This window comes from Gemmatimonadota bacterium (assembly GCA_041390125.1).
Taxonomy (GTDB): Bacteria; Gemmatimonadota; Gemmatimonadetes; order Longimicrobiales; family Gaopeijiaceae; genus JAGQIF01.
This window is the reverse complement of record JAWKQN010000004.1, coordinates 73,921-96,618: the sequence shown is the minus strand read 5'-3', so window position 1 is coordinate 96,618 and position 22,698 is coordinate 73,921. Positions and strand designations below refer to the sequence as shown.

Annotated in this window: 15 protein-coding genes; 7 read left to right on the top strand and 8 right to left on the bottom strand. The window is 72.0% G+C overall.

Features of this window, described 5'->3' with window-relative positions:
* Window positions 1–32 precede the first annotated feature (32 nt).
* From R3E98_03715 to R3E98_03700, 4 genes are all read left to right on the top strand, one after another.
* Window positions 33–353: an XdhC family protein gene (locus R3E98_03715; GenBank protein ID MEZ4422490.1), complete on the top strand. Its 321-nt coding sequence runs from the start codon at window positions 33–35 to the stop codon at window positions 351–353.
* Complete coding sequence (locus tag R3E98_03710; GenBank protein ID MEZ4422489.1) at window positions 350–1,036, top strand: XdhC family protein; 687 nt, start codon at window positions 350–352, stop codon at window positions 1,034–1,036. The genes R3E98_03715 and R3E98_03710 overlap by 4 nt, the downstream gene beginning before the upstream one ends.
* A 9-nt stretch (window positions 1,037–1,045) precedes the next feature.
* Window positions 1,046–2,698, top strand: coding sequence for a molybdopterin-binding/glycosyltransferase family 2 protein (locus tag R3E98_03705; GenBank protein MEZ4422488.1), 1,653 nt, complete (start codon window positions 1,046–1,048; stop codon window positions 2,696–2,698).
* A 117-nt stretch (window positions 2,699–2,815) separates the two neighbouring features.
* Window positions 2,816–5,071, top strand: coding sequence for a patatin-like phospholipase family protein (locus tag R3E98_03700; protein ID MEZ4422487.1), 2,256 nt, complete (start codon window positions 2,816–2,818; stop codon window positions 5,069–5,071).
* A 4-nt stretch (window positions 5,072–5,075) separates the two neighbouring features.
* Here the strand turns inward: R3E98_03700 and R3E98_03695 are convergent, their stop codons facing one another.
* Both R3E98_03695 and R3E98_03690 read right to left on the bottom strand, forming a co-directional pair.
* Window positions 5,076–6,485, bottom strand: a complete 1,410-nt coding sequence (locus R3E98_03695; GenBank protein ID MEZ4422486.1) for an alpha/beta hydrolase — start codon at window positions 6,483–6,485, stop codon at window positions 5,076–5,078.
* Window positions 6,486–6,584: 99 nt separating this feature from the next.
* On the bottom strand, window positions 6,585–7,343 hold the full coding sequence (locus R3E98_03690; protein MEZ4422485.1) for an alpha/beta fold hydrolase: 759 nt from the start codon (window positions 7,341–7,343) through the stop codon (window positions 6,585–6,587).
* A 170-nt stretch (window positions 7,344–7,513) separates the two neighbouring features.
* Here R3E98_03690 and R3E98_03685 point away from each other — a divergent pair, with 170 nt between their 5' ends.
* The 3 genes from R3E98_03685 (at window position 7,514) to R3E98_03675 (ending at window position 12,919) form a co-directional block, all read left to right on the top strand.
* Window positions 7,514–9,901: a choice-of-anchor B family protein gene (locus R3E98_03685; GenBank protein ID MEZ4422484.1), complete on the top strand. Its 2,388-nt coding sequence runs from the start codon at window positions 7,514–7,516 to the stop codon at window positions 9,899–9,901.
* A gap of 61 nt (window positions 9,902–9,962) precedes the next feature.
* Window positions 9,963–11,087, top strand: coding sequence for a YncE family protein (locus tag R3E98_03680; protein ID MEZ4422483.1), 1,125 nt, complete (start codon window positions 9,963–9,965; stop codon window positions 11,085–11,087).
* Between the two features lie 8 nt (window positions 11,088–11,095).
* Entirely contained in the window at window positions 11,096–12,919 is a 1,824-nt protein-coding gene (locus R3E98_03675) for a VCBS repeat-containing protein (protein MEZ4422482.1), read from the top strand.
* 42 nt (window positions 12,920–12,961) lie between these two features.
* Here R3E98_03675 and R3E98_03670 read toward each other — a convergent pair whose 3' ends face one another.
* The 6 genes from R3E98_03670 to R3E98_03645 all read right to left on the bottom strand — a co-directional run bounded on the left by R3E98_03670 (window position 12,962) and on the right by R3E98_03645 (window position 22,493).
* Window positions 12,962–14,137, bottom strand: coding sequence for a glycosyltransferase family 4 protein (locus tag R3E98_03670; GenBank protein MEZ4422481.1), 1,176 nt, complete (start codon window positions 14,135–14,137; stop codon window positions 12,962–12,964).
* A gap of 58 nt (window positions 14,138–14,195) precedes the next feature.
* Complete coding sequence (locus tag R3E98_03665; GenBank protein ID MEZ4422480.1) at window positions 14,196–15,275, bottom strand: glycosyltransferase; 1,080 nt, start codon at window positions 15,273–15,275, stop codon at window positions 14,196–14,198.
* Window positions 15,276–15,450: 175 nt separating this feature from the next.
* A complete protein-coding gene (locus R3E98_03660) occupies window positions 15,451–18,954 on the bottom strand; it encodes an efflux RND transporter permease subunit (GenBank protein MEZ4422479.1) in 3,504 nt (1,167 codons plus the stop codon).
* A 64-nt stretch (window positions 18,955–19,018) separates the two neighbouring features.
* The gene (locus tag R3E98_03655) at window positions 19,019–20,095 is read right to left on the bottom strand and encodes an efflux RND transporter periplasmic adaptor subunit (GenBank protein MEZ4422478.1); all 1,077 of its coding nucleotides are present in this window, start codon (window positions 20,093–20,095) and stop codon (window positions 19,019–19,021) included.
* A 38-nt stretch (window positions 20,096–20,133) separates the two neighbouring features.
* Entirely contained in the window at window positions 20,134–21,678 is a 1,545-nt protein-coding gene (locus tag R3E98_03650; protein ID MEZ4422477.1) for a TolC family protein, read from the bottom strand.
* Window positions 21,679–21,833: 155 nt separating this feature from the next.
* Window positions 21,834–22,493 carry a TetR/AcrR family transcriptional regulator gene (locus R3E98_03645; protein MEZ4422476.1) on the bottom strand — a complete coding sequence of 220 codons (660 nt, stop codon included), beginning with the start codon at window positions 22,491–22,493 and terminating at the stop codon, window positions 21,834–21,836.
* Window positions 22,494–22,698: the final 205 nt, after the last annotated feature.

Below are 22,698 nucleotides of genomic sequence, written 5' to 3'. Positions count from 1 at the left end.
CCGCGCGGCGGTGCGTCGGTCACATTCCCGACATGGGAACTGACCGGGAGGTGCTCGCGCAAGCCGCGGCCTGGACCAGGGAGGGCGCCCGGGTGGCGCTGGCCACCGTGCTCTCCACCTGGGGGTCCGCTCCCCGCCCCGCCGGGAGCTACCTCGCGGTGCGGGAGGACGGGCGCTTCGTGGGCTCGGTGTCGGGCGGGTGCGTCGAGAACGCCGTCGTCGACGAAGCGCGTCGCGTGCTCGCGTCCGACGTCCCGACCGTCGTCGCCTACGGGGTGAGCGACGAAGAGGCCTGGGAGGTCGGGCTGGCCTGCGGCGGCCGCGTCGAGATCCGCATCGAGCCGATCACGTGAGGGTCGAGCTCCTGGAGGGCGTGGCGGCCAGCGCAGGAACGCGCCGCGCGCAGGTGCTGGCCACCGCCCTGGACGGCGAGCCCGAGGCGCGTCTGCTCGAGTTCGATGCGGACGCGGTCCCCGCCCCGGACCCGCTCCAGGCCGCGGCAGCGGTCGCGCTGCGGGCCGACACGGCCGCGGTGCACGACGTGGACGGGCGGCGCTGGTTCCTGCGCCCCTTCAACCCCGAGCCGCGCGTGATCGTCGTGGGCGCGGTGCACGTGGCGCAGGCGCTGGCCGCCCTGGCTCCACCCGCCGGCTTCGAGGTCGCGGTGGTGGACCCGCGGACGGCGTGGGCCACGGCCGAGCGCTTCCCCGGCGTGCGTCTGGTGCATGCCTGGCCGGACGAGGCGTTCGGCGCGTTGGGGCTGGACGCCCGCACCGCCGTCGTGACGCTGACGCACGACCCCAAGCTGGACGACCCCGCGCTGGTGGCCGCGCTCGCGGCGCCGGTCTTCTACGTCGGGGCGCTCGGCAGCCGTCGCACCCATGCGCGGCGCGTCGAGCGACTCGCGGCGGGTGGCCTCGCGCCGTCCGCGCTGGAGCGCATCCGGGCCCCCGTGGGCCTGGATCTCGGGGCCCGCACGCCGGGCGAGATCGCGCTCGCGATCCTGGCGCAGGTCCTCGGCGCCCTGCGCTCGTAGCGCCCGGGCGTGCGCTTCGGTCCCCTCCCCCTCGACGCCCTCGCGGGCACGGTGCTCGCGCACAGCGTGCGCCTCCCCGACGGCGTGCTGCGCAAGGGGCTGCTGCTCGGGCCGGACGAGGTGACCCGGCTGGCTGCCGCCGGCCACACGGAGGTGGAGGTGGTCCGGCTCGAGCCGGGCGACCTGTCCGAGGACGCGGCGGCCGCCCGGGTGGTCGCGCTGCTGGCCGGGCCCCACCTCGAGGTCGGCCCGGCCGCGACCGGCCGCGCCAACGTGAGCGCCGTCCGCGCGGGCGTGGTGCAGGTGGACGCCGCCGGCGTGGCAGGCCTGAACGGAGTGGACGAGGCCGTGACCGCCTCCACGGTGCCGGACGGAACGGCCGTCCAGGCCGGGCAGCTCGTCGCCACCGTGAAGATCATCCCCTTCGCGGTGCCCGACCCCGTCGTGGGGGCGGTGGAGGCGCGGGTGGCCGGTGCACCGCTGCTGACGCTCCACCCGTTCCGCCCGGCGCGGGTGGGGCTGATCGTCACCACGCTGCCGCATGAGCCCGCCCGCAAGGCCGCGCTCGCGGAGGTGGCCGTAGGGGCCCGCGTGGAAGCGCTCGGGGCCCGGCTGGACCGGGTGGACGTGGTCGCGCACGAGCGCGCGGCCGTGGCCGCCGTGCTGACGGCGCAGCGCGCCGACGGCCTGGATCCCGTGCTGCTGTTCGGCGCCACCCAGACCAGCGACCGACGCGACGTCCTGCCGGAGGCCGTGACGCGGGCGGGCGGCCGCGTGCTGCGCGTGGGCATCCCGGCCGACCCCGGCAACCTGCTCTTCCACGGGGAGCTGGACGGCGGAACGGTCCTGGGCGTGCCCGGGTGCGCCCGCGCGCCCGCCCGCAGCGGCTTCGATCCCGTGCTCGAGCGCGTGCTCGCCGGACTGGATCTGTCGCCCGCGTGGATGGCGGGGCTGGGCGCCGGCGGCCTGTACAAGGAGAGCGCGGCCCGGGGTCGACCCCGGCGCGCCGCGGAGGAGGAGCGGAGGCCTCCGCGCGTGGGCGCCATCCTGCTGGCCGCGGGTCGGTCGTCCCGCATGGGCGGGCCCAACAAGCTCACCGAGCCCTTCGCCGGGCGGCCCCTCGTGACGTGGGCGGCCGACGCGCTCGTCGCGTCACGCGCCGCTCCGGTGGTGGTGGTCACCGGCCACGACGCCGACGCGGTGCGCACGGCGCTGACGGGGCGGTCCTTGCGCTTCGCGCACAACCCCCGCTTCGCCGAAGGGCTCAGCACCTCGCTGCGCGTCGGTCTCGACGCCCTCGCGGACGAAGCGTTGGACGGGGTCCTGGTGGCGCTGGCGGATATGCCGCTGGTGGGCGCGGGCGACCTCGCGCGCCTGCTGGACGCCTTCGCGCCGGACGAAGGCGTGCATGTCTGCGTGCCCGTGCACGACCGCACGCGCGGCAACCCGGTCCTGTGGGGCCGGCGGCACTTCGGGGCACTCGCCGGCCTGGAGGGCGACGTGGGTGCGCGCGGCCTGCTGGAGGCCCACCGCGCCGAGGTGTGCGAGGTGCCCGTCGACACCCCGTCCGTGCTGACGGACCTCGACACCCCGGAGGCGTTCGCCCGCGCCCAGGCGGCCTTCCCGCCCCCCGACGGGCACCTCCATCCCCGAGACGAGTAGCACGCCCTTCGGCCGGTCGGGCCCGGATCGTCGGGCGGCGAGCCCACGGATGACGTCCCGACGCACGGAAGCCGGTCCTTCCACGAAGGGGGCGGGGTGTCGGGGACCCGAACAGGCATGCGCGGCGCCCACGGGTCCGGTCTCCGGCCGCTCCGCGCGCTCGCGCGCCGCACCGCACGGGCGGGCTCCGCCACCCTGCTCCTCCTCGCGGGCACCCTGCTGCCCCTCCAGGCCCAGACCCCGCCCCGCGCGCGCGTCGCGCTCGTGCTGGGCGGCGGCGGCGCGCGCGGGGCCGCGCACATCGGGGTGCTGCGCGCGCTCGAGCGGATGCGCATCCCGGTGGATGTCGTCGTCGGCACCAGCATGGGTGCGGTCGTCGGCGGGCTCTTCGCCGCGGGTGCCACCGCCACCGAGATCGAGCGCGAAGCGCTCTCCATCCACTGGGGCGACGTCTTCCGTGGCAGCCCGCCCCGCGCCGACCTCAACTACCGCCGGCGGCAGGACGACCGCACGCTGCCCGTGCAGCTGGAGCTGGGCTTCCGCGACGGTTCCCTCGTGCTGCCGCGCGGCCTCGTGACGGGCCAGAACCTCAGCACCCGCTTCATGGCGCTCACACTCCCGCTCGGGCCGGTGCAGGACTTCGATTCCCTGCCCGTGCCGTTCCGCGCCGTCGCGGTGGACATCGGGACGGGCGAGACCGTCGCCCTGGGCAGCGGCAGCCTGTCGAACGCGATCCGCGCCAGCGTCGCCATCCCCGGCGTGTTCGTCCCGGTCGAGATCGACGGACACCTGCTGGTCGACGGAGGCCTGCGCAACAACCTTCCGATCGACGTTGCGCTGCGCTTCGACCCGGACGTGATCATCGCCGTGGATGTCGCGACCCCGCCCATGGCGCGGGAGAACCTGGCCACGGCGCTGGACATCTCGCAGCAGGCGTTCCGCTTCCCCTTCCAGGCCATGACGGCGGAGCAGACGGCGCTGCTGCGTCCGGGGCGCGACGTGTTGATCCGGCCCCAGCTCGACTCGGTGCGCTTCACGTCCTTCGAGGACGCGCCCGCCGCGATCACCGCGGGCGAGCGCGCGACCGAGCGGGCGGCCCTGCGCCTGCGGCAGTGGTCGCTCTCCGAAGACGCCTATCGCCGGTGGCGGGAGGACCGGACCGATCCCGAGCCGCCCGCGACCGTGCCCGCCTTCGTGCACATCGACAACCGATCGCGCATGGCGTCGTCGACGTTGCGCGAGACGCTGGGCATCGCCGCGCACCGGCCGCTGGACATCGACGCCCTCACGCGGGGCATCGACCGCATCTACGGCATGGGCTGGTTCGAGTCGGTCCGGGTCCGCTGGGCCGTGGAGGCCGCCGACACCGGCCTGGTGGTCGACGTGGTCCCGGAGCCGTGGGGACCCAACTATGTCCGGTTCGGCCTGGGGTTCGCCGACGACCTGGGTGGGAACTCGGCCTTCGACGTGCTGGTCAGCTACACCGCCTCGTTGCTGAACGGGTGGGGCGGCGAGGCCCGGGCGGATGTCTCGGTCGGGCGTCGACGTCGCTTCGGGCTCGAGCTCTACCAGCCCCTCGGTGCGCGCAGTCGGTTGTTCGTGTCGCCGCGTCTGGAGTGGTTCCGGGACCTCGAGGATGTCTTCGACGGGCAGGTCCGCGTGGGGCAGCTCCGGCGCACGCGCTACGGCGGCGCGCTGGACGCCGGGTTGGAGCTGGGCAACTGGGGGGAGCTGCGCGCCGGCTGGTGGCTGGGACGCACGGAGCTGGACCGCCGGACGGGGCCCATCGACTCGCTGGAGACGTCCACGCGGGTGAGCGCGCTGCACCTGCGGCTGGGCGTCGATCGGCTCGACGATCGCGCCTTCCCGACGCGCGGCGAGGCCTACCGTGTGGGGGTCGAGCGTCCCTTCCGCGTCCTGGGCGGTGAGACCGAGTACACGCGCCTTTCCTTCCATGCGCTGAAGGCGCTGACGAATCGCGCGGGCACGCTGGTGGCGCACGGGCGCGTCGCCACGTCCTTCGACGCGCCCCTGCCCTATTGGGACGCGTTCGAGCTGGGCGGCTTCCTGGACGTGTCCGGCCTGCGCAACCGCCAGGTCGTCGGGAGCGAGCTCGCGCGGCTGGCGCTGACGGGGTACCGCCCGGTCGCGACGGTCCCCACCACCCTGGCCGGAGGCCGCCTGTTCGTGGGTGCATCCTTCGAAGCCGGGAACGCGTGGGAGCGGACCCGGGACATCGCGCTGGACGATCTGCGCCTGGGCGGGACCGTCTTCGCGGGTCTGGAGACGTTCCTGGGACCGGCGTGGCTGGGCTACGGTCGGGCGGACCGCGGGAGCGGCGCGTGGTATCTGCTGCTCGGCCGCACGTTCTGAGGCCTCAGCCCCCGAAGCGCTCCAGGATCCAGCCGGTCATCAGCTCGAGCGCGGCCGGCGCCACGGTCTCCTCGATCTGCGTGTATTCTGCGGGCGAGCCGGTGCCCGCCGTCTGGAACAGGTGGTTGAGCCCGGGGAGCACCCGCGTGGTGACGTCCGCGTTCCCGCCGGCCAGCAACGCCTCGGCGATGGCGTCCAGGTTCGCCCGTGAAGGGACCTGCAGATCCTTGGCGCCGTTGACGGCCAGCACCGGCACGTCCACGGCGCGCAGCGTGGGCACGGGGTCGTACGCGAGGAAGAACCGGAACCAGGGACCCGCCAGCTCGCGCGCCTGGGCGCGGATGGCCTCCGGGGTCAGGCCCTGCGCTGCGCGCTCACGGCGGCCCATCGCCTGTGCCATGGCTTCGATGCGGGCCACGAGCCGGGTCTCCAGCCCGCGATCGTCCCCGGCCTCGAGGATCATGCGGTCGAGCTCCCGCGTCCGGGCCACCGCCGCCGCCACCTGCTCCGCGGACGCCCCGTTGGCTTCGAGGATCAGACCGGTCTGGAGCTCCAGGATCTCGTGGCCGGGCAGACCGGGACCGGCCATCAACACCAGGAAGGCGACGCCGCCGTGGCGCGTCTCCACCAGAGGGGCCACCAGCCCGCCTTCGCTGTGCCCCACCAGGCCGATGCGTGCCGGATCGATCTCCGGTCGGGCGGCCAGGAAGCGCACGGCGGCGGCGGCGTCCTCGGTGAAGTCTTCCGAGGTGGCCGCAGCGAAGGTGCCCGTGGAGCCGGCCACACCGCGATCGTCGTAGCGCAGCACGGCGATCCCCGCCCGGGTGAAGTGGTCCGCGAGCACGAGGAACGGCTTGTGGCCGAGGAGCGTCTCGTCCCGGTCCTGCGGGCCCGAGCCGCTGATGAGCACCACCGCCGGGAAGGGACCGGAGCCGGGGGGCAGGGTGAGCGTCCCGGCCAGGGTGACGTCCGCCGCGCCACCCGCGAAGGACACGTCGGAGACCTCGTAGGGCAGCGCGCCCACCGGCTCCTGGGGCCGGGGCTCCCGGGCCACGGGGCCGGTCGCGCGCTCCAGCGTCAGCGGGAGCGACGCCGCGCCCTGGCTCCAGGTCCCCTGGACCCGACGCCCGCCATCGGTCCAGGACCCCTCGTAGCGGCCCTGGATGGAGGGAACCGTGAACGTCAGCCCGCGGCCGTCCGCCTGCACCTCCGCCAGGGGAAGGCCGTCCACGCCCTGATCGGGGCTATCCATCGTCCCGGTCCAGGCGCCGTCCGTTCCCGTGAGGTGGACCACGAGGCGCAGGCGCAGGGCGCCGGCCTCGATCGTCCCCGTCCAGTCACCGGCGGGGTGATCCTGGGCGTCGAGGAGCGTGGGCAGGGTCAGGAGTGCAATCGCGAGCAGCAGCCGGCGCATGGACGTCTCCGGGTGGACCGACGGGTGCCGGTGGGTGGGGATCGGGACCTCGTTCCTCCGGCAGACTGTCCGGGTCTACGGCTCCGGCCCGCCGTCCCTTCACGAAGGCGGTGGGGCCGCGGTCTCGCGCAACCAGCGGACCAGCAGCGTGACGAAGGCATCCGGCTGCTCGAAGGGCGCCGCGTGCCCGGCGTCGGGCACGACCGCCAGGCGCCCGCGCGCCCCCAGGGCCTCCACGACGCGCTCCCCCACCGCGCGGTAGCGCCCGTCCCGCTCGCCGACGACGTACAGGACCGGCATCGCCAGGTCCGGGAGCCGGTTCCACAATGGCTCCTGCGTGCCGGTGCCCGCGTCCCGCAGCGCGCGCGCCAGCCCCGCGGCGCGATTCCCCCGGCGCGCCTCGGGGGCACGGGCGGCGGCGGACAACCCGGCGAACAGCGGCTGGGCCAGCCACTCCTCCAGGAAAGCGTCGACGCCGATCTGCTCCAGGCGAGTGGCCAGGGCCTCGTCCGCCGCGCGGCGGCGGGCGCGCTCGGCGTCGTCCTCCAGGCCCGGATGCGCGCCCACGAGCACGAGCCCCCCCACCCGTCCGGGATGGGCCAGCGCGACGTGGAGGGCGTAGCGGCCCCCCATCGAATAGCCGACCCAGGTCCCGGTCCCCCCGCGCTCCGCCAGCCGGTCGGCGCCTTCGGCCAGCGAGCCCCCTTCATCCGAACCGGCTCCGTGGCCCGGCAGATCGAGCGCGACGCTCTCCCGCGGCTCCAGCGCCGCCCGCACCGGATCCCAGATCCGGGCGGACTGCGTGAATCCGTGGAGGAGGATCAGCCGTTGTGGGGACCCGGAGGTCGGAGGGCGCATGGCCGGCAACCTGGCGCGCCCCCGGTCCCATCTCAAGACGGTGCCGGCGCACGCACACCGCCCGCCGCTGCCCCAGGCGCGCGGGAACCGGCGGCGCCGCCCTCCTGTACCCTATGCGGCGCCCGCCGGACCCCGTCGTCGGGCCCTTCCACGGAACCCAGAGAGCGAGCATGACCAGACCCCGACTCCCCTTCCTGTTGGCGGCCGGGACGATCCTGCTGTCCGCTTCCACCGCCCGCGCGCAGAGCTTCCCGGGCGCCCCGGCGGCCCTCCAGGCCGGCTTCGGCGCGTCCGTCGAGATCGCCGGTGCGGACGTGCTGGTGGGCGAGGCCCAGAACCGCATCCGCTCGGGACTCGTCTACGTCTATCGCAAGAGCGGCGGGGCCTGGACGGAACAGGCGCGGCTCGCCGCGTCCGACGCGGAGGGGACCGACGGGTTCGGAGCGGCGCTCGCAGCGGACGGCGACCTGCTCGCGGTCACGCGGCTCGGCGGTGCCGGGGCGCTGTACCTGTTCGAGCGCGATGGGTCCGGCACCTGGGGGGAGGCGCAGAAGTTGACGGGCTCGGACGCCGCCGAAGGGGACGGCTTCGGAGCGTCGGTGGCGCTGTCGGGCGGACACCTGCTGGTCGGCGCTCCCAACCAGGGCATGCGACGCGGCGCGGTCTACGCATTCCGGCGGAACGCGGACGGGGCCTGGACCGAGGTGGGCAAGATGGCCGCGGCCGACCTGCGCGCCGCCGATGGGTTCGGGACCCAGGTGGCGCTGCACGGAGACGAGGCCTTCGTCGCCGCTCCCCTCCGCGATCAGCAGACGGGCGCGGTCTTCCGCTTCCGGTTCCAGGGCAACCGCTGGACCGAGGTCGGCCCGCTGCCGCTCGACGGGCTCGAGCGCGGCGTGCGCTTCGGCAACGCGCTGTCCGCCGGGGAGGACCGGCTGCTCGTCGGCGCGGCCCGCGCCGCAGGTCAGATGGGCGCGGCGTTCGCCTTCGTGCGCGACGCGGACAGCGGGGAGTGGGTACCGGCCGCGCAGCTCCTGCCGTTCCTGGCGGGGCCGCGCGAGACCTTCGGCTCGGCGGTCGCCTACGCCGGCGCGCAGATCTGGGTGGGCGCGCCCGGGGCGGCGGGCGCACAGGGCGCCGCCTACGTCTACAGCCGCGGGCCGTCGGGGCAGTTCGACCAGGTCTCGCGTCTGTCGCCGGGCGTCGAGGGGCGCACCGGCTTCGGCGGCTCGCTGGCGGTCGACGGCGACCTGGCTGCGGTCGGCATGACCGCCGCGGACTTCGGGCTGGGCCGCGTCGCGGTCTACGAGCGGGGCGCCGACGGGGTCTGGCAGAGCGAGACCCTGATGAGCGAAGAGGAGAACTTCGACCGGGTGGCCGGGGGCCAGGTGGATTGCGCGGAGGGCTCGGCCACGGCCTTCGCCTGCACCGAGGTGGATCTCCTGTCGTTCGTGCCGGTGGCCGAGCTGGGCGGCGGCCGCGGTGTGCGCCTGAACGACATCTGGGGCTGGACCGATGCGGACACCGAGCGCGAGTACGCCATCGTGGGCCGTATGGACGGCACCGCGTTCGTGGACGTCACCGATCCGTTCAACCCGGTCTACCTCGGCAACCTGCCGCTGACCGACGGCGCCAATCCCGCCGCCTGGCGGGACATGAAGGTGTACCGGAACCACACCTTCATCGTCTCGGACGGAGCCGGGAGCCACGGCATGCAGGTCTTCGACCTGACCCGCCTGCGGGACTTCGACGGCACGCCGGAGACCTTCGAGGCCGACGCGCTCTACACCGACATCCACAGCGCCCACAACATCGTCATCAACGAAGAGACCGGCTTCGCGTACAGCGTGGGCAGCAGCATGGGCGGGGAGACGTGCGGCGGAGGGCTGCACATGATCGACGTGCGCGACCCCAAGAACCCGACCTTCGCGGGGTGCTTCGCGGATGCGCAGACCGGCCGCGCGTCCACGGGCTACTCGCACGATGCGCAGTGTGTGGTCTACCGCGGCCCCGACGCGGAGCACGAAGGCAAGGAGATCTGCTTCGGCGCCAACGAGACGGCGCTCTCCATCGCCGACGTGACGGACAAGAGCAACCCGGTCGCCCTGTCGCGGGCCTCCTACCCGAACGTGGGCTACTCCCACCAGGGCTGGCTCACCGAGGATCAGCGCTACTTCTTCATGAACGACGAGCTCGACGAGCTCCAGGGTGCCGTCGAGCAGACGCGCACCTTGATCTGGGACGTCAGCGATCTGGACGACCCGCAACTGGTCAAGGAGCACTTCGGCACGCAGAAGTCCAGCGACCACAACCTCTACATCGTGGGCGACCGCATGTACCAGTCCAACTACCAGAGTGGACTGCGGGTGCTCGATATCAGCGACGTGGAGAACCCGGTCGAGGTCGGCTATTTCGACACGGTGCCCTACGGCACCAACGACCCCGGCTTCGGCGGCTCGTGGAGCAACTACCCGTTCTTCAAGAACGGGGTGGTGGCCGTCACCAGCGGTGCCGAGGGTCTGTTCCTGGTGCGTCCTCGCGGCCGCGCCGTGTTCTAGCCCAACGGGCGGCCGGGCCCCCGGCCCGGCCGCCTCCGTCATCCCCAACCTCGAGGGCCCCATGCCCCGCTTGCACACCCGGGCCACCATCGGTGGTCTCGCCATCGTCCTGGCCGCCTGCGCGGCCGCTCCGGCCGCGGCCGGCAACGGACCCGTGCGCCCGCAGGAGGCGCCGGTCTACGCCTACGTCTGCAGCCAGGACGAAGCGATGATCACGGTGATCGACCTGACGACGCAGCGCGTCGTCGAGGAGATCCATCTGACGGAGCTGGGGTTCACGCCGAACGCCAAGCCGCATCACGTGGCGGTCGAGCCGGACGGGTCGTTCTGGTACGTATCGCTGATCGGGGAGAACCGCGTCCTCAAGTTCGACCGGGACAACACGCTGGTCGGGCGGGTGGACTTCGAGGTGCCCGGCATGCTCGCCCTGGACGCCGACGCGGACATGCTCTTCGCCGGCCGTTCCATGAGCGCCGTGAATCCTCCGGCGCGGCTGGGCGAGTTCAGCACGGACGGCATGCGCGCCGATGAGGTGGACGTGTTCTTCCCCCGTCCGCACGCCCTGGCCCTCTCCCCCGACGGAGCGCGCATCTACACCGCCTCCCTGGCGGAGAACCAGCTCGCCACGGTGGACCGGGAGACCGGCGACGTGGAGCTGACGAACGTGGACCAGGGCGGGCACGGCGCCCACGGCGAGCACGGTCACATGATCGCCCACTTCGGCATCGCGCCCGACGGCGACCTGCTCGTGGCCACCACCGAGATGACCGGGCTCCTGCTCTTCTTCGACCTGAGCGGAGACGGCCTGCCCAAGGCGGACGGCCAGATGGAGCTGGGCCAGCGGCCCTGGCTCCCGGTGTTCTCGCCGGACGGCGGCACGCTCTACCTGGCGGTGAAGGACGCGAACGCGGTGGACATCATCGACGTGGCGTCGCGCCAGGTGCGGACCCGGATCACCCACCCGGCGATCTCGGAGCCGCACGGGGCCGCGCTGTCGCCGGATGGTCGCTGGCTCATCGTGACCAACAACAACACGAAGGGAGCCTACGCATCGACCCGCCGCAGCGAGAAGGGCGGCGGCCCCGTCGGCACGGCCGTGATCATCGACACAGGCTCCAACGAGGTCGTCGAGGTCATCGAGGTCGGCGCCAACCCCACCGGGGTCGGCGTCCGGCCCGGCGCCTGATGCCGCGGATGCGGTTTCGACCCGCGCGGGTGCTGCCGGTGGTGCTGACCGCCGCCGGGTGCGCCGGCGGCGGTGGCCCCTCCGATTCGCCGGGTCCCACGACCGGGGTGCCGGTTCCCGGCGGCGCGGCCGCCTGGGTCAAGCAGGTGACGCCGCTGCCGGTGGTGGACGCGGAGGGCACGCCGTACGCCCACCCCTTCCTCGGGGGCTTCGACGTGCCCCGCCCGCAGATGGCCGACATCGACGGGGACGGCGACCTGGACCTCTTCATCCAGGAGCGCACGGACGAGCTGATGTTCTTCGAGAACACCGGCACCGCCCGCGCGCCCGAGTTCGTGTGGCGCACGGACCGCTACCAGGACATCTCCGTCGGAGAATGGACCCGATTCGCGGACTTCGATGAGGACGGGGATCTCGATCTCCTTACGGAGCTTCCGTATTCCTACCTCAGGGAGTATACGAATCAAGGCACGGCCACCGACCCCCGCTTCGTCCAGCGGGCGGACTCGATCCGGGATCCCTCCGGGGAGCCGATCTTCTCGGATCGCCAGAACATCCCCAGCGTGGCCGACATCGACTGCGACGGCCGGCTGGACCTGTTCCTGGGGCGCGTGGACGGGACCGTGCGGCGCTACGAGCAGGAAGGCTCGAATCCCCTGCGCTTCCGCCTGGTGGCCGAGCGCTTCGAGGACATCTCGATCGTGGCCCAGATCGGGTCACGCCACGGCGCCAACAGCATGGCCTTCGCGGACGTGGACTCGGACGGGGACCTCGACCTGATCTGGGGCGACTTCTTCGAGCCGGGCCTGCTCCTGATCGAGAACACCGGCACGTGCGAGAACCCGGTGCTGCGCTCGGAGCCGATCCCGCTCCCGGCGGTGGACACCATCTCCACGTCGGGCTACAACGCGCCGGTGCCGGTGGACCTGGACGCGGACGGCGACCTGGACCTGCTGGTGGGGGTGCTGGGCGGCGCCTTCAATCCCAGCCGCACCGCTCCGGCCAACCTCTACTACTACGAGCGCACACCCGCCGGCCTCACGCTGCGCACGCGCCAGTTCCTGACCCAGATCGACGTGGGCAGCGAGAGCACGACCACGCTGGTCGACGACGACGGCGACGGGGACCTCGATCTCTTCGTGGGCAACAAGCTGGACCTGTCCGCGCCGAACCGCTCCAAGCTCTATCGCTACGAGAACGTGGGCACGTCCACGGCTCCCCGCCTCCGGCTGGCCGACACGCTGGACCTGGGCGAACACTATCACCTCGTCCCCGGGTTCGCGGACCTGGACGCCGACGGGGACCTGGACCTGGTCGCGGGCACGTGGCGCGACGGAGTGTTCTGGTGGCGGAATACGGGCACGCGCACCGCTCCCGACTACGCCGAGCCCGACAGCGCGCTCGTGACCCTCACCCGGGGCAGCAACGCCACGCCGGCGCTCGGGGACGTGGACGGGGACGGCGACCTGGACCTGATGGTGGGCGAGTCCTCCGGCGAGATCAACTACTACCGCAACGAGGGCACGGCGGCCGTGCCCCGGTTCGAGCTGGTGACGGATCGCTTCCTGGACATCGACGCGGGTCGTCGCAGCTTCCCCGTGCTGATGGATCAGGACGGGGACGGAGACGTCGACCTGCTCGTGGGAGGGGAGGACGGCGCCGTCCGGCTCTGGGAGAACACCGGTGGGGAGATCTTCGTGGAACGGCCCGAGTTCGAGCTGCGCTTCACGCCGTTCTCCACGCCCACCTTCGGCGACCTGGACGGAGACGGTCGTCTGGAACTCCTCACGGGGGGGCTGAGCGGCGGTGTGTTCTACTACACGCAGCGGTAGGAACCACGACGGGCGCGCCCACCCGGGGCGCGCCCGTGCGCCTCAGCCGCGCGCCGCCTCCCGGATCACCCGGTACACCTGCTCGAAGTTGGCCTCCTCCCCGTAGTGCTCCGCCTGTGCGCGCGCGGCCGCTCCCATGGCGTCGCGCACGCCGGCGTCCAGCAGGCCGCGCAGGGCGGCGTCGAGCGCCGACCGGTGGTCGGGCGCATCCAACACGAAGCCGTCCACACCGGATCGGACCACTTCGTGGGCTCCCGCGAAGCGGGTCGTCACGACGGGCAGGCCCGACGCCATGGCCTCGAGCACCACGAAGCCGAAGGCATCGTGCCAGCTGGGGAACACCAGCGCGTCGGCCGCAGCGTAGGCGCGGGAGACCGGCCGGACATCACCCGCGAAGCGCACGCGATCCTCGAGCCCGGAGCGCGCCACGTGGGCGCGGGTCCGGCGCCGCTGCCCCTCACCGGTCCCCCGTCCCGCGACCAGCAGCCGGACGGACGCACCGGCCGGACCGAGCCCCGCCAGCGCATCCAGCAGCTCCAGCAGGCCCTTGCGGCGGAAGTTGTGACCCACGAACAGCAGGCACACCGCCTCGGGCTCGATGCCCAGCCGCGCCCGCTCGGCCGCCCGGGCCTCCACCCGCCGCAGCGGCGAGAACTCCTCCAGGTCCACGCCGTTGTGGACGACGTGTACCCGCTCAGCGGGCACGCCGTAGTCGGCGCGGATGGCTCGCGCCATCCGCTCCGAGATGGCGATGACGTGGGGCGCCGGTCGGGTCTGCGCGTACCAGGCGCGCTCGCGGGCCAGGGCCAGGCGCTCCCAGGGAGCCGCACGCGCCAGCGCGTATCCGGCGCGCAACCAGGGGTTGCGGACGGAGCGCAGGTTCTGGATCCCCTGCCGGGTGCCGTATCCCGGCCGGAGCACGTGCATGGGCAGGCCGCGATACGCGTCGGCGCGCTCCGGGTTGGCGAAGAACACGTCGAGGTCGAGCGCACGCACGGCCGCGCGCAGCGCGCCGCCGCGCAGGCCCTTCAGCGAATGCACGCGGCGGCGCGGGTGGGGCGGGACGGCGGAGTCCCCACTTCGTGTGGAGAGCACCTCCACCTCCTCCCCGCGGTCGGCCAGCCAGGTGGCCAACCGCCACAGATAACGCTGCTGTCCGCTCGCAGCGTCGATCGTGCGGATGTCGATGCCGATCCGCAGAGGGACTCCCTCCGTCATGGACCGAACGCTCCGGCCCGGGAGGCGGGGGAGGGGCGCCGCCGCGGTCCCACCCCACTCATCGCCGGATCCAACGTTCGGCGTCCCCGTACAGCGCCAGGTACGCATCGAGGACGGCTCGACGGCCGTGCCTGCGCTCCAGCGCGTCGCGGCCGGCCTCCACCCAGGCGCGGCGTGCCTCGGGACCGGCGGCCCAGGCGCTCTCGAGCACGCGGGCGAGGCCCGCCGGATCGGCCACCGGCGCCAGGCGCCCGTTGACCCCGTCCTCGATCAGCTCGCTCGGGCCGGCCGTACGCGTGGCCACGACCGGAACTCCGTGCGCCCACGCTTCCAGCACCACGTTGCCGAGGGTCTCCTCCCGCGACGGCACCACGCAGAGGTCGGCGGCAGGCAGCAGGGCATCGGGTCCGGCGACCCAGCCCCCGATCCGGACCCGGTCCCCGAGGGTCGCGGCGGCCGCCTCCAGCGCCGGAGCTTCGCGTCCCTCCCCGGCGAGGAGGAGGAACGGTCGCTCCCCCTCCCGGGACGCCGGCAACCGGCCTACGGCCTCGATCAGGTCCTGGAAGCCTTTGCGCGCATCGAAGCGCCCCAGCGCGGCGAGGACGAACGCAGGCTCGGGCACCCCCCACTCGCTCCGCCGCCGCGTGCGGTCCGCCGGGTCCCCCGCCCTGCGTGGCTCGACGAAGTTGCCGATGTGGAAGACCCGTTCCGCCGGGAAGCCGGCGTCCACCATCCACCGACAGAGTCCGTGCGTGTTGCCGACCCACACGTCGGCGTGCCGGAAGTCGCGCAACCGGTACCGCCCGCCGAGCCGCGCCACGTGCAGCGTCCGGCGGGGTCCGCGCAATCGGGTCATGCGCGTCGCGCGTGCCATGTAGGTCTGGATCGCGGCGGGCGCGCGGTCCCGCACCAGGGATCGGAGCGCGCCGGGGCTGCGCAGGTCGATGCCGCGCCGCAGCGGCAGCTCCACCCGCTCCACGCCGGGATCGACCGCCGCGGCGACCGCGCTGCCGCGCTGCACCACGGCCGTCGCCGGGTGACCCGCCCCGGTGAGCGCGGCGGTGAGCCGGAGCAGGAAGTGCTCCGCTCCGCCCAGGGCGGGGCTCCCCACGACATGAAGGCTGGTCAGCGTCTCCACGCGGCGCGGGGTCCGGGGACGAAGGAAGCGCCCCTCGGGGCGCGCTGCGCGCAATCTAACCCGCGACCGCGATCGCGGGCGCAAGCCTCGGCCGGGCCGCACCAGGGATCCCGGACGCACGACGGGGCGGGCCAGGCGGCCCGCCCCGTCGGGAACGTCCTTCACCCCGGGTGGATCAGGCCGGATCCGGACGCAGACGGCTCCGGAACGCGCCCACCGGCTCGGGCTCCGGCACCCGGTCCGGCGTCGGCCGGGCGGGCTCGGACCGCGGCTCGGCCGCCGCGGGCTCGTCCTTGGCCACGTAGTGCCGCTGGAAGAACCGCGTGAAGTCGTCCACCAGCGAGTACATCACCGGCACCAGGACCAGCGTCAGGAACGTCGCGAACAGGATGCCCGCGATCACCGCGATGGCCATCGGACCCCACCAGGCCGCCTGCTCGCCACCCCAGAAGAGGTCGGGCCGGAGCGCCGTGTAGAGGCCGATGAAATCGAAGTTGAGCCCGATCGCCAGCGGCACCAGCCCGAGCGCCGTCGTGATGGCCGTCAGCAGCACGGGACGCAGGCGGGTCTTTCCGCCCTGCACCAGCGCCTCGCGCCGGTTCATCCCATCGCGGTCCCTCAGGATGTCGACGTAGTCGATCAGCACGATGGCGTTGTTGACCACGATCCCGGCCAGGGAGATCACACCCACCCCGGTCATGATGATGCCGAAGGGCATCCGGAAGAACACCAGGCCGAACAGCACGCCCGCCACCGACATGATCACCGACGTCAGGATGATCACGGGCTTGACCACCGAGTTGAACTGCGAGATCAGGATGAAGGCGATCAACGCCAGCGCGATGAGGAACGCCATGCCCAGGAAGTCCGCGGCTTCCTGCTGGTCCTCGTTCTGTCCCGTGTACCGCATGGAATACCCGGGCGGCAGCGACGCATCGAAGTCCGTGAGCGTCTGCTGCACCTCGGCCAGGACGGCGTTGGAGTTCAGGCCGGACGCCACGTCCGCCGAGATGGTGGCCATGCGATCCATGTTCTTGCGCCGGATCGAGCCATACCCCTCACCCACCGTCCAGCGCGCCACCGAGGTGATCGGGATCTGCTGCCCCTCGGCCATGATGGTGAGGTCGTCGAGCGAGTTGAGCTGATCCCGATATTCCGGTGCGAGGCGGACGATGATGTCGTACTCGTCGTTGCCCGTCCGGTACTTGGCCGCCTCGATGCCCTGCACGGCGCCGCGCACCGCATTGGCCACGTCGAACGTGCTCAGGCCGTAGAGCCCCGCCTTCTCCCGGTCCACCACCAGAGAGAGCTCCGGCCGCGCCTCGTCCAGATCACTCTCCAGGCCCACCAGCTTCGGGTAGACCGGCGCGTTGCGCAGCACGCGCAGCATCTGGTCCGACAGCTCCTTCAACACCGCGGGCTCCTCACCGATGAGCTCCACGTTGACCGGCGGTCCGGACTGCGGCGATCCCTCGCTGGGGGCGTCCACCGAGACCTCGGCGCCGGCCAGATCGCGACCCAGCTGCGCCTGCATCTCGGCCAGGAGCGCGAACCCGTCGTGCGCGCGCTCCTCGAAATCGACGAAGCTGAGCGTGATCCGCGACCCGTTCGGCCCTCCCGGCCCGCCGCCCATCGGGTTCCCGCCGCCGCCCCCGCTGCCGGTGGTCGTGACCACGGACTTCACATCCGTCATCAGACCGTCGATCCCGGGCAGCTCACGCTCGATGCGCTGCGCGATCCGGTCGGTGGACTCCGCCAGTGTTCCCACCGGCGCCTCGATGTCCACCATGACCTGCGCGGGCGGGATGTCCTCGGGGAAGAACTCGACGCCCTGGTTGAAGGCACCGAACACCACGAAGGACAGGATCAGCACGCCCACGGAGGCGCCGATGACGCGGACCCGGTGATCCAGCGACCAGCGCAGGGTGCTCTCGTAGCGGTCCGCCAGCCGGGGTAGGAAGGCGTTCTGGAACCACACGCCCGCGTTGGCCAGGAACCTCGTGTGCAGGAAGTACAGTGCCACACCGGTCACGGTGAGCAGCAACGCGGTCAGCGGATTGGCCGCCGCGATCAGCAGCCCCGTGAGCACCACGGCAGCGATGATGGTGAGACGAGCCTCGCGCGTCAGCGGCTTGCGAGGCTCGTCGTCCAGTCGCAGGTAGGCCGCGCACAGGGTGGGCACGATCACCAGCGCCACGAACAGTGAGCTGCTCAGCGTTACGATGAGCGTCAACGGCAGGTACTTCATGAACTCGCCGGTCATGCCCGGCCAGAACATCATCGGTCCGAACGCCGCCAACGTGGTGAGCGTAGACGCGATGACCGGGATCGCCACCTCGCCGGTGGCCTTCTTGGCCGCTTCCTTCCGGTCCCACCCCTCGGTGACGTAGCGGTAGATGTTCTCCACCACCACGATGGCGTTGTCCACCAGCATGCCCAGGGCCAGGATCAGCGAGAACAGCACCACCATGTTCATGCTGACGCCGACCAGCTTGAGCACCAGGAAGGACAGCAGCATGGACGTGGGGATGGACACCGCCACGAACAGGGACGTGCGCAGCCCCAGGAAGAAGAGCAGCACCGCCACGATCAGCAGCAGACCGGAGATGATGTTGTTCTCCAGGCTGCTCACCATCTCATGGATGTCCTCCGACATGTCGGACGTGATCTTCACGACCGTCGTCGGGGGGAACGTCGGCTCCATCTCGGCGAGCACCTCGCGCACCGTCTCCGACGTCTCGATGATGTTGACCCCGGACCGCTTGATCACGTCCAGCGTCACCACCGGGTTGCCGTCGAGGCGCGCAAACGACTCCCGCTCTGCGAAGCCGAAGTCCACCGTAGCCACGTCGCGTACGTAGATGGCCCGGCCCGCGACGGTCGTGACCACCAGGTCCTCGATCTGAGCGGGGTCCTCGAACTCGCCGTCCACGCGCACCAGGTATTTGCGATCCCCGACGTCGATGGCACCGCCCGGGATGTTCACGTTCTCCGCCCGGATGGCGTCCACCAGGTCGTTGAACGTCAGGTTGTAGTACTGGAGCTTGACCAGGTCGGCTTCGACCTTGACCTCACGCTCCAACCCTCCGCGCAGGTCGGCCCGCAGCACGAGCGGCAGCTGTTCCAGCTCGTCCTGCAGGTCCTCCGCGATCTCCTTCAGGCGGACGAGCCCGTACTCGCCGGACAGGTTGACCTGCATGACCGGCACTTCGGAGAAGTTGAACTCGATGATCGAGGGCTCCTCGGCGTCGGCCGGCAGGTCCGGCTTGGCCAGGTCCACCTTCTCACGGACCTTGGCCAACGCGTCGTCCAGGTTCACGCTGGTCTGGAACTCGGCGATGATGCTTGAATAGCCCTCGACCGAGGTCGACGTCAGGTCGTCGATCTCGGAGATCGTGTTCAGCTCCTCCTCGAGGGGCCGGGTCACCAGCGTCTCGATGTCGGCGGGCGAGACCCCGGGATAGATCGTGTTGATCGCGATCATCGGGATCTCGATCTCCGGGAACGACTCCTTGGGAATCGACCGGTACGACAGGATCCCGGCGAGCGAGATGATCACGAACATCATGAAGATGCTGGTGCGGTGCTCCACGGCGTAGCTGGTCATCCCGAACTCCTTGTGGGAGTCGGGGCCCCGGCTGGCCTCCGGTCGCTCCTCCTGCGCTCCGTGTTGACTCATCGATCTCTATCGTTGGCCGCCCGGGGGCGGCGTACACGTCAGGGAGGTCTCTCTTCGGTCCGTCTCAGGAATCGCCGTCGACGATCCGGATGCGATCGCCTTCGGCTACCTGCTGTTGTCCGACCACGATGAGGCGTTCTCCGGCCGCGAGACCGGAGCGGATCTGGACCTGGTTCTGCTGGGAGGCACCGACGTCCACGGTCCGACGACGCGCGACGGTCTGGCCCCCTTCATCCTCCGCCACGAAGACCACGTACCCGTCCTCCACGCGGATGAGCGCCTGCTGCGGCACGACGATGGCGTCCTCGACGCGGCGGCTGCGGATGGCGACGCTCGCCACCATCTCCGGCTTGATGGCCTCGTCGCGGTTCGGGAGCGTGAACTCCACCGGGAACGTGCGATTGCCCGGATCCACCGCGGAGCCGACGTAGCTGATCGTGCCGGTGTAGCTGTCGCCCCCCAGGGCGGCGAAGCGCACGGAGACGGAGTCTCCCGACCGCACGTCCTGGGTGTATCTCTCGGGCACACCGGCCGCGACCTTGACCGGCGTGAGCTGAAGCACACGGGCCACCGGGGTTCCGGGCGAGACCATGGTGCCCACCTCGACCCGTCGATCCTCGAGGATGCCGGCGATCGGCGCCTTGATGGTCGTACGCGCGAGCCGCTCCTCCAGCGAGCGCAGGCTCGCCGTCGCCTGCTCGGCCGAGTACTTCGACTCCAGGTAGGCCAGCTCCGATCCGACCTTGTCCTCCTCGTACAGCCGCTTGCGGCGCTGCCAGGTCTCCTCGGCGAGCCGCGCCTGCGCCCTCGCCTGTTCCACCTGCGCCGCGAGCACGGCGTCGTCGATCCTGGCGATGGGCTGACCGGCCTGCACGCGACGGCCCTTCTCGACGAAGAGCTCGCGGATCACGCCGCCTTCCTCCGCGGAGATGATCACGTCGCGGTTGGCCTCGACCGTACCCGTGAGCCGGATCTCCTCGTCGAACGCCGTCGGCTGGATCGGGCTCACCTGCACGTTGATGATGCGCTGGAACCCGGGCTCCGCATTGGCCTCGTCGCTGGCCCCCGCCTCGGCGCTTCCACCGCACGCCCCGACGGCCAGCACCAGGGCCAGCACGCCCCAGGCCGAACGCCGCTTCACCTCTATCGTCATCGGGATGTTCCCTGTGGTTCGGTTCGTCATGAGCCTGCCTGCGCCATCTGACCTGCGTCCACGCCCGGCACCCGCCCCAACGCCTCGTCGAGACGGGCGCGCGCCACCAGGTAGTCGTATACCGCCTGCGCGTAGTTGAACTCGCTCTGGCGGAGCGCCACCTCGGAATCGGTGAGCTCCAGCTGACTGCTCAGCCCCTCGCGGAACTGCGCCGAGGCGATCTGGAAGCCGCGTCGCGCCTGCTGCACCGCGAGGCTCTGCCCCATGGCCCGCTGACGCGCCTCCTGGGCCTGCTCCACCAGCGACTCCGTCTGGCTGCGTGCCTGGTCGACCATGAGCCGGGTCTGCGTCTCCGCCTGACGCAGCGCCGCCCGCTTCTGGTCGATCCGCGCGTCACGTCGGAACCCCGTGAACACCGGGACCGACACGCGGACCCCCGCGAAGGCCGAGGTGGCGCGCTGGGTCTCGCCGCTGCCGAAGAAATCGGGGCTGCCGTTCTGCTGCGCATTGACCGCGTAGGAACCGAACAGCGAGATCTCGGGCAGATACTCGGCCTGCTCGAGCCGCATCTCGGTCCGGCGCAGGTCCTCGGTCAGCTCCGACTGGCGCAGGTCCGTCCGTCCTTCCAGCGAGAAGGTGGCACCCCCGCCGACCAGCCCCAGGAACTCGGTGTCCGATACGCCGGTGAAGGACAGCACCTGCTGGTTGGCCGGGCTGTTGCCAGCGGGGTCGTCCAGGTCCATCTCGGCGAGCGTACCCGCCACGGCCACGGTCTCGGGCTCGTCCAGCGCCAGCTCGACCGCGAGGGCGCGCCGGTCGGCCCGCACCTGGTTCTCCGCACGGAGCAGGTTGGGCTCGAGGTTGGCGAGCTCGACCTCGAGCCGCAGGACGTCGTACTCCGACGCCAGGCCCGCACGGTTGAGGGCGCGTGTCTCCTCCAGGGACTGCCGCACCCGACGGACCGATTCGGCCGTCAGGCGCCGCTGTTCCTGGGAGAGGAGCAGATTGTAGTAGGTGGTTCGCACGCGCGTGACCACCGACTGCTTCTGCCCGCGCACGACCTCGCTCTGGAGCGAGCGGAATCGCCCGGCGGCGCCCACGCCGACGAACACGCCCGCGCGGAACAGTGGCTGATCCACCGTGAGCGCGGCCGACCAGGCGTTGTCCGCGCCGAACTGCACCTTCACGTAGTCGTCGGGACCCGCCGCCGGATCGAAGATCTGGGCCGGCAGGAAGGACACGGTCGGCTTCAGGTTGCGTGTGTAGTCGGCCGAGGCACTGATCTGCGGGTACACGTTCGACCAGGCTTCGGAGACCTGCTCCTCGGCCACCCGGTACCCCAGGTCGGCGACCTGGACCTCACGGTTGCGCTCGAGCGCCAGGTCGATCACCTGCGGCAGGGACAGCACCTGCTCGGGTGTCTGGGCCAGCAGATCGCGCACGCCCAGGAAAAGGGCGGCGAGTGCGGTCACGGTCAGGACCGCGAGGACGATCAACCGTTCACGGACGTCGGGACGCGGAGCGCTCCCGACCTGGGACAGGAGCGGCTCCCGTCCGGCCCTTCTATTCATGCGTGGATTCTCCACGGATCTCTGGATTCTTCGTTCGGTTCGGTTCCACCACCCATCTCCCCCACCCTGCGTCCTGCGTCCTGCGGGTGTCCGTACGGGCACCGCCCGCCCCTCGTTTCACCTGCCGTTTACGATGTTCACATCTTCGGGGCCCCTCAACTGGCTTTGCGCGCCGGCCTCTCCCGCCGGCCCTGCGGCGGCTCCTCTCCGGCCTTGCGCTCCTCCCAGGCCGGGCCTCCCAGGCCGTTGAGGAGGCGCCGTGAGGACTCCCGGAAGCGCTCGACCAGGTCACCGCGCTCCATCACCGGGCAGATGCCGCGCAGATGGATGGTCACGAAGCCGTGGGCGTGCGCCCACAACGTCAGACCCACCGCGTCCGGGTCCCCCTTGGCCAGGATTCCCGCCTCCATGCCCTCGCGGACCCGGTCCTGCCAGAAGCGGCCGGTGGCGGCGGCCACCTCGGCCACCTCGGGGGGCAACTCGCCCAGGCCCAGGTGATGGGGGGCGACATAGAGCATCTCGTACATCTCGGGGTGCTCGGTCGCGAAGCTCAGGTACTCCGCGGCGGCCCGCTCCAGCCGTTCCGCCGGGGTCCGCCCCTGGAGGGAGCGGTACAGGTACTGGGCCTGGAGCTGGTGGGCCTCTCCCATCATCGCGACGAGGACCCCCTCGCGACTGCGGAAATGCCGGTAGAGCGCCGGCGCCGTGACCCCCACCGAGCGGGCCAGCTTCCGCATCGAGAAGCCCTCCAGCCCGTCCTTCAGGTACAGATCACAGGCGCAGCGCAGGATCTTGCGTCGTTGAATCTCACTCATGTGAACAATGTTAACCGCGGGTTCGGGCGTATTCAACGGGGAGTCGGCCATCCCCGACCAAAGACGGGTGAACGGCCCTCACCTACGGCAGGGCGGGCCGCAGGGTTTCCGCGGGGAGGGGCCGGAGGGGGGGCGGGTCCGTCCGCGGGACAGGCCGGATCGGGGAGGCCAGGATCCCTCCGCGGGAGAGGCCGGGGGCGGAGGC